Here is a 13,529-nt window from a genome sequence, read left to right on the forward strand (position 1 = left end):
TAGCATGCCTAAACTTTGGAAAGAAATAGATAAAGAAATCTTAGTTGCCTTACCAAATCCAACTAAAGAAGCTTACGAAATCAAAGTTAAAATCCCGGAATTCACTTTTTTGGGTGTTCAAGAACAACCAGATTTCGCAACCGTATTTTTGACTTTTTATCCGAAAGACAAAATCATTGAATTGAAATCTTTGAAACAGTATTCTTATCACTTAAGAGACATAGTTGTTTCTTATGAAAGATTAATCAACATTTTTTATGATCAATTGATGGAAGTTTACGAACCGGAAAGATTGAGAATAACAATGGTTTGTAATCCTAGAGGTGGTATCAGTTCAAAATTGACAATTGATTCTGATTGGGCCGCACGTGGAGGAGAAGAGAAATTTAAAGACTGGGCTTCAACAGGAAATGAAGACACCTGGCAAGTTGTAATGTAAATAAATCAGTAGGCAATATTCTACCGGGGATTAAATTGAAAATTGCCAACATTAACCTCCCCTTTTCCGATAGCTATCGGAACAAACCTCCAATGAGGGAATATTTTAGAAAATGAGTATACATCCGGATTATAAAGGAAAGTACGAGTATAAATGGAGTGAATTACCTCCATTAAAATTGAGTGGATTAGAACCTTTGATCGTGACTCCTGAATCAAATTTTGTCAATATTGGTGAAAGAACCAATGTTGCAGGGTCTCGTAAATTTTTGCGATTGATAAAGGAAGAACAATTTGATGATGCCCTATCCATAGCAAGAGATCAAGTTGAAGGAGGCGCTCAGATTATTGATGTTAACATGGATGATGGTTTAATTGATGGTAAAGAAGCCATGGTTAAATTTCTGCATCTGGTTGCATCAGAACCTGACATTGCTCGTGTACCGGTAATGATTGACTCATCTAAATGGGAAATTATTGAAGCCGGATTACAATGTGTACAAGGAAAAAGTGTAGTTAACTCTATTTCTCTGAAAGAAGGAGAAGAAGCTTTTATTTATCAAGCAAAAAAAATAAAACAATACGGTGCTGCCGTTATTGTTATGGCATTTGATGAAGAAGGTCAAGCGGATACTTACGAAAAGAGAATTCAAATGTGCGAAAGATCATATCGCATATTAGTTGACAAAGTCAAATTCCCCCCACAGGACATCATATTTGACCCCAACGTTTTTCCTGTAGCTACAGGAATGGAAGAACACCGTAAAAATGCCTTGGACTTTTTTCAGGCAACCAGATGGATTCGTGAAAATTTACCCGGAGCACATGTAAGTGGAGGTATATCCAATGTTTCATTTTCATTCAGAGGTAACAATGTAGTGCGTGAAGCAATGCACTCAGCATTCTTGTTTCATGCTATTAATGAAGGATTAGATATGGGAATTGTCAATCCAACTATGTTGGAAGTATATGATGACATTCCAAAAGATCTATTGGAACATGTTGAAGATGTCCTTTTAGACAGGAGAGATGATGCCACTGAAAGGTTATTGGCTTTTGCAGAAACTGTTGCAGGAGATGTAAAAGAAAAGAAAGTTGACCTGGAATGGCGTAATCAATCATTACAAGATAAAATCACACATGCCCTTGTAAAAGGAATTACGGATTTTATTGATGAAGATGTTGAAGCTGCAAGACATGAAGTTGAAAGACCAATTCAAGTAATTGAAGGTCATTTAATGAACGGAATGAATGTGGTAGGTGATTTGTTTGGATCAGGAAAAATGTTTTTACCCCAGGTTGTTAAATCTGCCAGGGTAATGAAAAAAGCCGTCGCGTACCTACTGCCATACATTGAAGCCGAAAAAGAATCCGGCCAAACCAATGGAAAAGTATTGCTCGCTACTGTAAAAGGTGACGTGCATGACATTGGAAAAAATATAGTTGGTGTTGTTTTAGGTTGTAATAACTATGAAATCATTGATCTGGGAGTCATGGTTCCTGCTGAAAAGATTTTAGCTACAGCTCAAGAGCAAAATGTAGATGTAATTGGATTGTCAGGATTAATTACTCCTTCATTAGATGAAATGGTACATGTGGCCAAAGAGATGGAAAGAATAGGCATGAACATCCCGCTCTTGATTGGTGGTGCCACAACTTCAAAAGTTCATACAGCCGTTAAAATTGATGAGAATTATACCAAAGGACAAACAGTTCATGTATTGGATGCATCAAGATCCGTTACTGTAGTAGGAAGTTTATTAGGGGAACAAAAAGACAATTTTGTTAGCAATGTCAAAGAAGATTATCAGAAAGTAAGAGAAAACTACGCTAAAAAGAAAGATTTTAAGAAGTTCTTATCGCTTGAAGATGCTAGAAAGAACAAGTTTGATATTAACTGGAAAGCTGAGGATATTGCCAAACCAAATTTAATTGGAACACAATCATTTGAAAATTATTCAATTGAAGAATTAAGAGATTACATTGATTGGACACCCTTCTTTTACACCTGGGAAATGCGTAAAAAATATCCAGATATTTTAACGGATGAAAATTTGGGTCAAGAAGCCAGTAAATTATTCCATGATGCCCAAAAGATGTTGGATCAAATCATTGCTGAAAAATGGTTAGAAGCCAGAGCAGTTATTGGAATTTGGCCGGCTAACACCATCAATGATGACGATATTGAAATTCAATTAGAAGGCAAAAAACATATTCAATATGGAATGCGTCAGCAATTGCACAAATCTGAAAAAGCAAGTAATGTTTGTGTATCAGATTTTGTAGCACCCAAGGAATCCGGGATTCAAGATTATGTTGGAGGATTTGTGGTTACTGCCGGAATAGGAATTGAGAAAAAACTTGCTGAATTTGAGGCAGATCATGATGATTATCACGCAATCCTTTTAAAAGCATTGGCAGATAGATTAGCTGAAGCCTTAGCAGAACGCATGCATGAAAGAGTAAGACAAGAATTCTGGGGATATGAAACAGATAAATTGTCAAATGAAGATTTGATTAAAGAAAAATACCGTGGTATCAGACCTGCACCAGGTTACCCGGCAAATCCTGACCATACTGAGAAAGAAGGATTGTTTGAAATACTAGATGCAACTCAATTAACAGGCGTTTCTTTAACCGAATCTATGGCTATGTTACCTACAGCATCTGTAAGTGGCTGGTATTTTGCACACCCTGAATCACATTATTTTGGTGTTGGAAAAATTAAAATGGATCAAGTAGAGAGTTTAGCTAAAAGAAAAGGCAAAGCGGTTGATGAAATGAAAAAATGGTTGAATCCAAATTTGGATGAATAAATGAACAAGATGAACTTTCAGTGGTTAAAATACTGTTAAGTTCTCTCTGAGCATTCAGATCATTTATAAATTCAGGTCATGCAAACTATTTTAATTACAGGTGGAACCGGTTTAATAGGCAAACATCTAATCCCTAAACTGGCAGAAAAGGGTTATAATATCCGTGTACTTTCAAGAAGTAAAAACCCTGTTGAACATACAGCTGTTTTTAAATGGGATGTCGAAAAAGGAATCATTGAGGACGGCGCTTTAGACAATGTTGATCACATCATCCATTTAGCAGGATACAGTGTAAGTGAAGGAAGGTGGAATGCCAAAAGAAAAAAATTGATCTATGACTCCCGCATCAAGGCAATTGAATTACTAATATCTAAACTAGGTAATCAGCAACTTCAATCTTTTATATCTGCTTCAGGCGTTAGCATCTATGGCACTGTAACTACAGACAAAATATTCAAGGAAGAAGATGCACTTACAACTGCATCAGGTGACTTTTTAGCTGAAGTTTCCATTGACTGGGAAAAGGCTGCCTTAGCTTGTAATGAAATTGCCAGTCGTGTGGTAATTATGAGAACGCCCGTCGTTTTAGGAGATGAAGGGGCATTGCCCAGAATTTCTAAACCGATAAAAATAGGGATTGGGTCTGCCCTTGGAACAGGCAAACAGTGGGTTCCCTGGATTCATATTGAGGACATTGCATCCGCTTATGTGTATGCAGTTGAAAATGATAATCTCAAAGGCATTTACAACATTTCAGCTCCTGAACATATAACAAATAAGGCTCTAATAATGAATGTTGCTAGAGTGTTGAACAAAAAACTTTGGGCACCAAAAGTTCCAGCCTTTGTTTTAAAACTACTTTTTGGTGACATGGCCAACATCATCTTGAAAGGCAGTAGAGTAAATGGAGATAAGTTTGTCAAAGAGGGATTTGAATTGGAGCATCCTACTCTTAAAGAAAGTTTAGAAGATTTATTGAAAAACTAGTCCTTTGATCGCTTCCAATTTTTTCTTAGCAATAATCCCCAAATGATAATTGCAGGAATTAATCCACAGTAAAAAATCACATCAAAAGCATCCATACCCCAGCAACAAGTTCCAATTACCCCAACAATTACGGCAATTTGTAAATGAATGTACAGCACAATAACTTTTAGCTTTACCTCTATTTGTTTAAAGCTGTTCCATAAATCTTTAAAAAAGTGTTCTAGTGGATACATAATCTATTCAATTCTTTCCCAATTTTTCCAAATTAGGATAATAAAAATCAAAATAGCAGGAAGTATTAATCCAAAGAAAAAACTGTCAAACCCATCCATTTTAAAGAAAAAATAGAACATAGTTACGAACCAACTTCCGAAAACCAATGCTCCTAATAATGCACCAATTTTAATAATTCCTTCAATCCGCTTAAAAGCATTCCACAAATCCTTGAAAAAATTTTCTAATGAATACATAATCAATTGCCATCAGTTCGTTCCCAATGTTTCCATAATACCGGAACCCAAAATAACAGCCCAGGAATAAAAACTCCTCCAAATAAGCATCCCCAAATATCAAAACCAAAAGCAAAAGCCAATACCATAAAAGTCATGAAACTAATTGTCAATTGAAAAAAGATAATAATGATTTTAATAGGTGTTTTTACTCTTTTTATAGCAGAAAGCCAATCTTTAAAAAAGGTTTCAAGTGGATACATAGCAGCAAGTTAAGTAAAATGAACTAAAAGCTAAGTATATTGTATAATTATTGCAGTTAGCTTAATTGATGTTTAAAACACTTTTCATATCAACCTTCGTTTTGTTTCTCCCACAACTTATGTTGGGACAATGTGATTTAAAAGTAACGCATCTAAAAGGCACTCAAACAATAGGTCATACCACGGTAAAAGTAAGTAGTGACGGCATGGTAGACCAAAACTCAGATTATTGTGATTTAACTTCTCCTTATTTTATTGGCTACAACTATGCAACTACCCAAAGTGGAGATGGATACTATGAATTTTCATTTGAGCCGGCCATACAAAAAGCTTCATTAAATTTTAGCGGCACTAGTGCTACTACAGGTGGAGAAGAAGAAATAAGCGTTTGGGTAAATGGAGATCATTATAAATTTTCTAAGAAAGGAAGTTTGATGGATTGTAATCCCGAAGCTATTATTACAAAAAACGGTAACCTTGGAGCTTGTGAAAATTGTTCAGTTGCAGGATGGAAAGATGTAACAATTGAAGGTCCCATCCAAACTTTACGCATTAAAGACACCCTGATTTCAGGTATGGCTGCAGGCTCTATTTTTTCTTTGTTTATCTGTGAAAGTCCAATTATTGATTTAGGAAAAGACACCACAATTTGCACAGGAGAACAATTGATTTTGAATGCTTCTTTTTCCGGAGCAAAATACAAATGGCAAGACGGCAGCACAAAAGAAAGTTTTACCGTTACTAAGTCCGGTATTTATTCTGTAAAAGTAACCACCAAATTTGGCGTAATCGAAGATCAAATTTCAGTTGTGGTTGAAGATTGTGTTGACCTTGATGCGATTCCAAGAGCAGAACACTGGAAATATCATGGCCGCTTTAATGCGAAACCATGATTTTCTGTGTCAATTTCAACTCAGGAATTGATAATAAATAAAGTCCATTTTCCCAATCCTGAACGCTAATTTGATCTGCATTTACATGCCAATTTTGATACACCAATTGACCTCTTAAATTGTAAACACTTACCTGGACAGATTCATCCGTATTAATTTTAAAATTCACAATATCATTTGAAGGATTTGGATAAATACTGAATGATACGGATTCTTCAACTTCCTTTATTCCTACAGTTGTAAAACTATTTTCTGCATTATAAGTGGCATACATTGGAATAAAACCACCTGTTCCATTAAAATATCTTCCGTAAGTTCCATTATCCGGAATCGTAGGATAAGTTACTTCATTGATTGGGTTCCCCGCATCATCAGAAAGGATCAAAGTTTCACCTCCTGAGCTCAACTTAAAATTGGTATGTAATCCTGTTTGTCCATCATTATCACACCAAATAATCAAATATTCTCCAGCTCCAATTGAAGTTCCTAATGGAATTTGCCATTTAAGAATATCTAATGGATCATCAGACAAAAAATATCCAGATAAATCAACAGTTGAAGATCCATTATTATACAACTCAACCCAATCATCAAACTCACCAAATTCATCCGAAGCTGTGATGTTATTAGAAGGCATTATCTCATTAATCACAACACCTGAAGATAAAGTCAATGTATAAAACTCATGCTCTGCCCTTACCGGAGAAAACATTCCTGCATCATTGTTTTCTGCATATATGTAATACTGAATATCTGATGCTCCCAGGGTAATTGAGGTTCCCCATATTCCGTCACCTGCTGCACCATCACTGTGCAATCCGTCATCAAACATTTCTACTTTTTGAAAAGGATCACCTTTGTATGATCTGAATCCGACATACGCATAATTAGCATTTTGAATATCTGCCGTAAATGTCACCACATCATAAGCTACGGGAGCAGTTGGAGTTGGAGTAATTCCAGTAATAACCGGAGTAGTTAAATTAAAATCTGCATGACTTTCAAGATAAGTAGTCCTAGGTCCCATTACTTCAGACAAACCATAGATACCTCCTCCCATTCCGCTTCCTTGCTGAGAATCCATGTTACCCGTAAATTGCGCATAAGTATACATTGGATTAGGTTCAGCTTGCACCTCAGCATCAATGATAGTTTGCAATTCTTGGGCTCTGGTGTAGTAATCGCCATTACTAAAGTGTTCAGCCAAAATTGTTCTGCAGTGAGCCAAATACATTTTTTTGTATCTGCTATTGGCAAATAGATAGTAAATCAGTGGAAATTCTGTTGCTGTTTCTCTGATATATGGATCCATCTGGGTTAAGTCTGTTAAAGAAGGCGGAGAAGGAGGTCCACCACCAGGTAAATCTACCATTCCAAAACTTCCAATACTTTGGTTTAAATCCCAAATAACAGTGTGAAAAATGCCATTGTCATCCATAATCAAATAATAGTTCTGTCTGAAAGGACCCGTATAACTATCCAAATTGACAAGAACGTTGTTAAATGCCAACATCCACAGTGCATCATCTACATCTAAGTAACTTTCAATTCCTGAAGGATTGTTTTGAATTTGATTACATAAGTTCAATAAATCAGTCCAACCAAAATCAGATTTTAGCTCATAAAAATTATAGTACTGAGTAGAATCTGTTCCTAAATAAGTTAATGATGAACCATCACTCACACTTACCGGATTACACTTAATTCTGGTATTATTATCATTACAATAAAACCTATCCTCCATAAAATCCCCATTGATAGATTCTGAACTGGAGAACAAACCATAATAATTGTCATTGACATAGATTTTGGCATAATTAGACAAAGGCATCTCCATATAATCTCTTCCTATTTCATAGGACAACACTTCTCTCACAAAAGAAGGATCTTTGTCGCCATTTGAAAACTTTAAAGTTGACCGTCCCTGATAGTTTTGAAAATTATAAACCTCAGCCAATTTTATTTTCATTGGATTTTTAAGGTTACTGGCATTGTAGGTAGAATTTCCTTTATAGGTAACTCCTATACTGTCATAAGAAACGCCATTGATGGTACAACTTCCATATAACAACTCATCAAGATCATTACTATAGTAGGTATCCATAGTGGCATCCCAATTAGGATCGTCAAAATAAATTTTAATTTCTGTGATGGTATTGATATCATACAGATCCTGCGCTTTTGTGTTGATAGAAATGATGAAAAGAGCAGACAGTAGCACTAATTTATTCATGGTGTAGATTTTGTGTGTCAAGCTTTGACTAAGCAATTTACAAAAGGTTTAAAATTGATTTAATATTTCCTTAACATTAATTGAATTCTTGAGAGATTTTCACATTCATTTTGTTAATACATTTGCAAGTAAATTAAAATTTATACGTCCTATATACGTTATTTTAGTTAGACAAAAACAAACCAATGAATAGACTCACTTTACCTGTATCTGTTTCCAAACTTATAGAATCTATAGGGGATCAGACCACATTTACTCCAAAAGAGATTATTCGATTAGTGAAAGATGCTGATATCAAGAAAAAAGACTTGATGGAATTTGCTCACTTTGATCATGATAAAAAAGAAGGGTACGGACGTCATTTAGTGCACAAGGGCAAAAATTTTGAAATAATGGTAATGTCCTGGGCACCGTTGGATGCTACTGCCATTCACAATCATGGATATACCGAATGGGGAGCAGTTAAAACTTTTGGTAAGTTAGAACACACTTCATTTGAATATAAAAACAGTTGCCTAACAACTTTATTTAAAGAGAAGCTTTCTAAGGATGAAGTGATTGCAGTAAATCAGAACTTGATTCACCAAATGGCCAATTTTAGTGGAGAAAATGTTATTTCATTGCACATTTATGGTACTTCTTTGGCAGTAGACGGCATTACTGATAATTCACATCTTTACGAATTAGGGAAAGGTGAAGTTCAAGTTGTTGATGGAGGCGTTTTTTACGACTTACCTAAAAGTGAAATTGCCATTGCCAATAATGAACTTTATACTGACCGTTTAACGTTAATCGGTCATTACACCAGTCTTTTAAATCATTATCTAAAGACAGGTGAAAGAGGTCCGCAATATTTGAAGGCAATCAACTTTTTTCACGACAGATCATTTGAAAGTAGATTGATTACTGAACTAGAAATGGACAGTAAAGATGTACTTTATACAATTGAATTAAGAAAGGCAAAAAAGGTGTTGCAAAAGCTTTCTGAATCTACAAAAACAATAGATGCTATATTATTTGAGCTAAGTAGCATTGAATTGTATTCTTAAAAACCATAAATTCGACACATTAAATTGTGTTTATGGTATTTATATGGAGAGGAGCAGGTATCATTGTTCCGATTTTCGTTTTTATCTCAGGATGGATAGTAAGTTCAAGGTTTGAAGACACCAGACTAGGGAATCCTCATTTTATGGGTTGGACTCTTTTGTGGGCCGGAATCGCTTTGACCTTAATTGGCTTGGCATTATGGCAAATGACAAAAGCACCGGATGATGAAAACAAATCACTGGAACCGGGAGAAATTCCAACCAAAAGTAGACACGATTTTTTCTGGATTCCTGTATGGATTTGGGGAGTAGGATTAACTGCACTCAGTATCTATTTAATCTTTTCAGGTGGAAGTGATGAAGAGACAACCATCTCACAAGAAAAAGACGAATACTTTTTTGGTGAAAAGATGCTTCATTTTCACAATAATCAAGATGACACAGTACAAGTTGTAGTTTTTGATGATGAAAACGGTTTGTTTATGGATGAAGAAATTCCGCCATTACATTCACGTTTCTTAGAATATCCAGGTGGAAAATACACTGTTAAATGTCAGGGAAAAACTACGATAGTTAAAGTACATGGAGCCCAAACTGAAGGGGATAATGAAATTGAAGAAATCTATTTCTTGACAGATAATAAATATGACCTTCTGTTAGTAAATGTGACTAATGCTTGTAGAAGAGACATCAATCAAAATCAGTTAGAAGAAATTGATTGGACAAGCAAAGTTGTGAAGAGAATTAATGCAGCCCCATATTATGAAGTGGAAGCAAAGACCTCAAAATTCTCAGAAATGGTAGTTTTCTCTCCTACTATTCCTTTGCCTTTAGAATTGGAAGAAGGACAAGAAGCCTTTGCTTATATTACTATTCCGGCGGGATCTGACATAGAAGAAACTTACCTGGATTCAGCCGTAATTTCAATTTGTTTTTAGGCTGATAATGTCATAATTTTAAGGAATGAGACATTTTCATTACTTCTTGATTTTGGGGATTCTATTAATGACTTCATGTCAACCGGATCCTGTAACACCAAATAATCAAGGAGGTACAGTTCAATCTCCTACTGGTGAAATGTTTACCTATTTTACTGAAGATTGGGACAGTTGGAATTTTATCCTTGGAGACTCAAATTCCACCAACGTAAATGTTTACACTTATTTCACCGAAGATTGGGACAGCTGGGTATTTACAGCAGACACCACTAGTGGGCAGATCTACACCTATTTTTCAAATGACTGGGATGACTGGACCTTGACAAGTAATAATTATGTGATTTCAATTGAAACCTCTTTTTCAAATGATTTTGATGATTGGAACATAGATGATGTAGCTCACAACTGGCATTGTGATGTGCGCACTGCTTTTTCAAATGATTTTGACAATTGGGATGCAGACGATTTTAACAACAACGCACATCTTGATTTACGAACTTCATTCTCTGAAGATTGGGACAATTGGGATGTTTATGGAGAATGGGATCAAAATTATCCAATTGAGTATAAAATCGCCATAATGTTTGTCCCTACCATTGTTGCTGTTTTACAACAAAATGGAATTATTTAAAGTGAAGATTCATCTTTAAATTGACTTCCTCCCCACTCTACAACTGTAAATCCTTTTCTTTCTTTACTCAACTTGTTCAAATCCTGTGGTAAAATATCAATTGGTGATTTTAACGGCTTATAAACCATCATAACCCTAATCATTGTTTCAGGTTTTGGACTGATTTGAAGTTGCGCCATTTCTTCATATTCACTCGTTGAAAAGTGAATTAGATTGTACGGATTATCCTTCATCAATGGCAACCAATAAACAATAAACTCATTTGCTTCTCTTCTATTCAATCCCAATATTGCCAATGATTCTTCTAAAAACACTGCAGTATTTTCGCCTTTAACTACAAAACCTTTGTCAATGGTAAAGTCTTTTCTATTGTCCCCTTCCCAATAAAGTGCATAATACTCTTTACCATTAGTATCTGTTATAGTACCATCAGGTTTTGCTTTTACTTTCCAACCATTGTTATAAGCAGGATAAGTTGTGGTCAATTTACCGTCAAAGTTCAGTTTAACATCTACTGTTATTTCTTTTGAAGGATATAAATAAATGATTGGCTTAGCCACATCTCCTTCATACTCTAATTTGTATAGCACGGTATCCAATTCACCCATTACAAACACCTCATGTAATTCCATTTCACCCCAATCATTGTATATTTTAATATTACCGTCTAAATAACCATCTGTAAATGGCAATTCATAATACATTTCAAATGTGGTACTGTTTGGATGAAAATAAGCACGTAAAATCCCATTAAAAATGGATCCGTTCAATTGAAATTGATTTTCAAAAGTTTTCTTTTCCATTATTTTGTACAGATTGTTATCTGACTTTGAGTCGTAATTCATAGACGGCATAATACTTACCACCTGTTTATCTCCCTCAGCAGAAAAAGCTCTTTCAGAATCATTAATGGTCAATTTTGATTCACTTTGCACAAATGTCCAATCAACACTAAAAGGTTCAACTGTAGAAGAAATCCAATCATGTGTTCCTACTTCGTATTGTCTTTGAATAAAAATTTCTCCATCTGGATCCCAAACAGTACAAATTCCAATGGGCTCTCCATTTTCTACTTCAAATTTTGCTGCAACATTCTCCTTGGTTTCATTGTAATAAACTTTTACAGGGCCACTGAATCCCTTATAAGGACTATTCAATTCAAATCCAGTTTCTGCAATAGCCATCATATATTCATTAATCTCCGAACTTGTTCCATCTGATTCATACACATGAGGCACAATATGAAACTCTGCTCCTTCAGGATACACAACTTCATCATTGTAATCCACATCTTCTTCGGTAATGTAAAACCATTCTTCAGGACCATCCAAATATGCTTCGGCCGTATAATTATCGTTATCAACTTCTAATGAATCGTAATTCAATTCTGATAGCGTATCAGATGATGAATCATTGTCATTTCCTTCATTAGATTGCGAATTATCTTGCTCACCTCCGCAAGACAAGAGAAAAAAGACCAATAAAAAACCAAAGTATCTCATAATGAACCGCTTTTTGAGATAAATATATTCATTACGGTTTTATTTAATGGGGGTATTCGTTACTAAAATTGAAGAATGACTTATATATTCATACCTATGAAAAACCCAATACTCATTTTTATTCTTTTTCCTTTTGCTGGATTTGGCCAGCACTTTGAGCCGGATTTGCCAAAAATGGATTTCAAAGGGAAAGTAAAATCTGTTGAAATCAGATCGGACAATGAGCTGGATAAATTTGAAATAGCTTCAATTGGGATTGTTCCCAATCAACTTCCTGTTTTAGAGAATTTTGATTACACATTTGATAAAAATGGTTACAAAACAAAAGAAGTAGCTTACACCCAAAACCTTGATTTAAGATATACCTGGAACATGACGTACAATGATAATGGGTATCTAACTGAGGAAAAAACAACTAATGAGTTGGGAGAAACAGTTTACCACTTTGTTAATAGATATAGAAGTGACAATCAAATTGACTCAATCATCTATTATCCTGACATTAAAAACAAACACAAAACTTATGTTTTACATGAATATGATGAAAGGGACAGTTTAAAAATGCAATGGCACAAAACTGAATCAGGTAAAGTATTCATAAGATCTTTTCACTTATATGATAAAAAGCAAAATTCACTGACCTACTTTTCAGTCATCAACGAAAAGGACACTAACGCCAAATACATATCTTTTTTCGATAAGAAAAACCAGCTGATCAGATATCAATATGGGTATGATGACACAAGTGCTTTTGGAGGAGGAATGAGCACAGAAAGTTTTAAATACAAGAAAAAGGGACTGCTGAAATTCAGCTATCACGGATCAGGAAAAAATAAAAAGCTTTACAATATTCTGGAAAAAAATGAAGCGGGTTTGATCATCAGAAACATTGATTTTTGGGATAAACATATCTGCAACACAACCAATTCAGTAGCCAAAATTGATGAAAGATACCATAGCTATAATGATAGTGGGCAAGTTATAATGACCAGATATAAATCAGATGACTATGAACAAATAGATAGTTCTTTTTATGATGACAACGGTTTAGTGATTAAAAAGAACTCAACCAACATTCTAAAAAACCAGGTCAGCTTTGAACAAATCATCAGTAGAAACGAACACGGTAACCCCATAAGAGTTGAGTTTTATAGTGCAGGCAAAAAAAACTGGGCAGCCAGTTCAACCTTTGAATACGAATACGATAACAAAGGAAACTGGATCAAAAGATCCGAATACCGCAAAGGGATTTTAGTTGCTGTGACTAATAGAAAAATAAGGTATTTTGATTGAGGGAAACCCATGGTAATTTCAAATTACGGTATATTAG

General features: G+C 35.0%; 13 protein-coding genes. 8 read left to right on the top strand and 5 right to left on the bottom strand.

Translation table 11 applies throughout. From position 1 onward, the window contains the following. Positions 1-4: 4 nt before the first annotated feature. From K6119_RS07580 to K6119_RS07590, 3 genes are all read left to right on the top strand, one after another. The gene (locus tag K6119_RS07580; RefSeq protein ID WP_221837639.1) at positions 5-439 is read left to right on the top strand and encodes a preQ(1) synthase; all 435 of its coding nucleotides are present in this window, start codon (positions 5-7) and stop codon (positions 437-439) included. A gap of 112 nt (positions 440-551) precedes the next feature. Then, on the top strand, positions 552-3,254 hold the full coding sequence (metH, locus tag K6119_RS07585; RefSeq protein ID WP_221837642.1) for a methionine synthase: 2,703 nt from the start codon (positions 552-554) through the stop codon (positions 3,252-3,254). A gap of 78 nt (positions 3,255-3,332) precedes the next feature. Then, a complete protein-coding gene (locus K6119_RS07590) occupies positions 3,333-4,241 on the top strand; it encodes a TIGR01777 family oxidoreductase (RefSeq protein WP_221837644.1) in 909 nt (302 codons plus the stop codon). Here K6119_RS07590 and K6119_RS07595 read toward each other — a convergent pair. The 3 genes from K6119_RS07595 to K6119_RS07605 are packed head-to-tail and all read right to left on the bottom strand — an operon-like array spanning position 4,238 to position 4,953. Then, positions 4,238-4,474: a hypothetical protein gene (locus tag K6119_RS07595; RefSeq protein ID WP_221837646.1), complete on the bottom strand. Its 237-nt coding sequence runs from the start codon at positions 4,472-4,474 to the stop codon at positions 4,238-4,240. The genes K6119_RS07590 and K6119_RS07595 overlap by 4 nt on opposite strands. Before the next feature lie 3 nt (positions 4,475-4,477). Next, on the bottom strand, positions 4,478-4,711 hold the full coding sequence (locus K6119_RS07600) for a hypothetical protein (RefSeq protein WP_221837649.1): 234 nt from the start codon (positions 4,709-4,711) through the stop codon (positions 4,478-4,480). Positions 4,712-4,713: 2 nt separating this feature from the next. Then, on the bottom strand, positions 4,714-4,953 hold the full coding sequence (locus tag K6119_RS07605) for a hypothetical protein (protein WP_221837651.1): 240 nt from the start codon (positions 4,951-4,953) through the stop codon (positions 4,714-4,716). A 68-nt stretch (positions 4,954-5,021) separates the two neighbouring features. On the opposite strand from K6119_RS07605, the gene K6119_RS07610 reads away from it, so the two are divergent. Next, positions 5,022-5,846 carry a hypothetical protein gene (locus tag K6119_RS07610; protein WP_221837653.1) on the top strand — a complete coding sequence of 275 codons (825 nt, stop codon included), beginning with the start codon at positions 5,022-5,024 and terminating at the stop codon, positions 5,844-5,846. Here the strand turns inward: K6119_RS07610 and K6119_RS07615 are convergent. Next, entirely contained in the window at positions 5,830-8,079 is a 2,250-nt protein-coding gene (locus tag K6119_RS07615) for a CotH kinase family protein (RefSeq protein WP_221837655.1), read from the bottom strand. The two genes, K6119_RS07610 and K6119_RS07615, sit on opposite strands and share 17 nt — an antisense overlap. Positions 8,080-8,264: 185 nt before the next feature. Between K6119_RS07615 and K6119_RS07620 the strand changes: the two genes are divergently transcribed. From K6119_RS07620 to K6119_RS07630, 3 genes are read left to right on the top strand one after another with little or no spacing between them, the layout of a single operon-like run. Then, positions 8,265-9,128 (top strand): cysteine dioxygenase, encoded by an 864-nt coding sequence (locus K6119_RS07620; protein WP_221837658.1) that lies wholly within the window; start codon positions 8,265-8,267, stop codon positions 9,126-9,128. A gap of 32 nt (positions 9,129-9,160) precedes the next feature. Further along, on the top strand, positions 9,161-10,066 hold the full coding sequence (locus K6119_RS07625; protein ID WP_221837661.1) for a hypothetical protein: 906 nt from the start codon (positions 9,161-9,163) through the stop codon (positions 10,064-10,066). A 25-nt stretch (positions 10,067-10,091) separates the two neighbouring features. Beyond that, positions 10,092-10,697 (top strand): hypothetical protein, encoded by a 606-nt coding sequence (locus K6119_RS07630; RefSeq protein WP_221837663.1) that lies wholly within the window; start codon positions 10,092-10,094, stop codon positions 10,695-10,697. Here K6119_RS07630 and K6119_RS07635 read toward each other — a convergent pair. Then, a complete protein-coding gene (locus tag K6119_RS07635; protein WP_221837666.1) occupies positions 10,694-12,199 on the bottom strand; it encodes a hypothetical protein in 1,506 nt (501 codons plus the stop codon). The two genes, K6119_RS07630 and K6119_RS07635, sit on opposite strands and share 4 nt — an antisense overlap. Before the next feature lie 96 nt (positions 12,200-12,295). On the opposite strand from K6119_RS07635, the gene K6119_RS07640 reads away from it, so the two are divergent. After that, positions 12,296-13,492 carry a hypothetical protein gene (locus tag K6119_RS07640; protein ID WP_221837670.1) on the top strand — a complete coding sequence of 399 codons (1,197 nt, stop codon included), beginning with the start codon at positions 12,296-12,298 and terminating at the stop codon, positions 13,490-13,492. Positions 13,493-13,529: the final 37 nt, after the last annotated feature.

It is taken from the genome of Paracrocinitomix mangrovi (assembly GCF_019740355.2).
GTDB lineage: Bacteria > Bacteroidota > Bacteroidia > Flavobacteriales_D > Crocinitomicaceae > Paracrocinitomix > Paracrocinitomix mangrovi.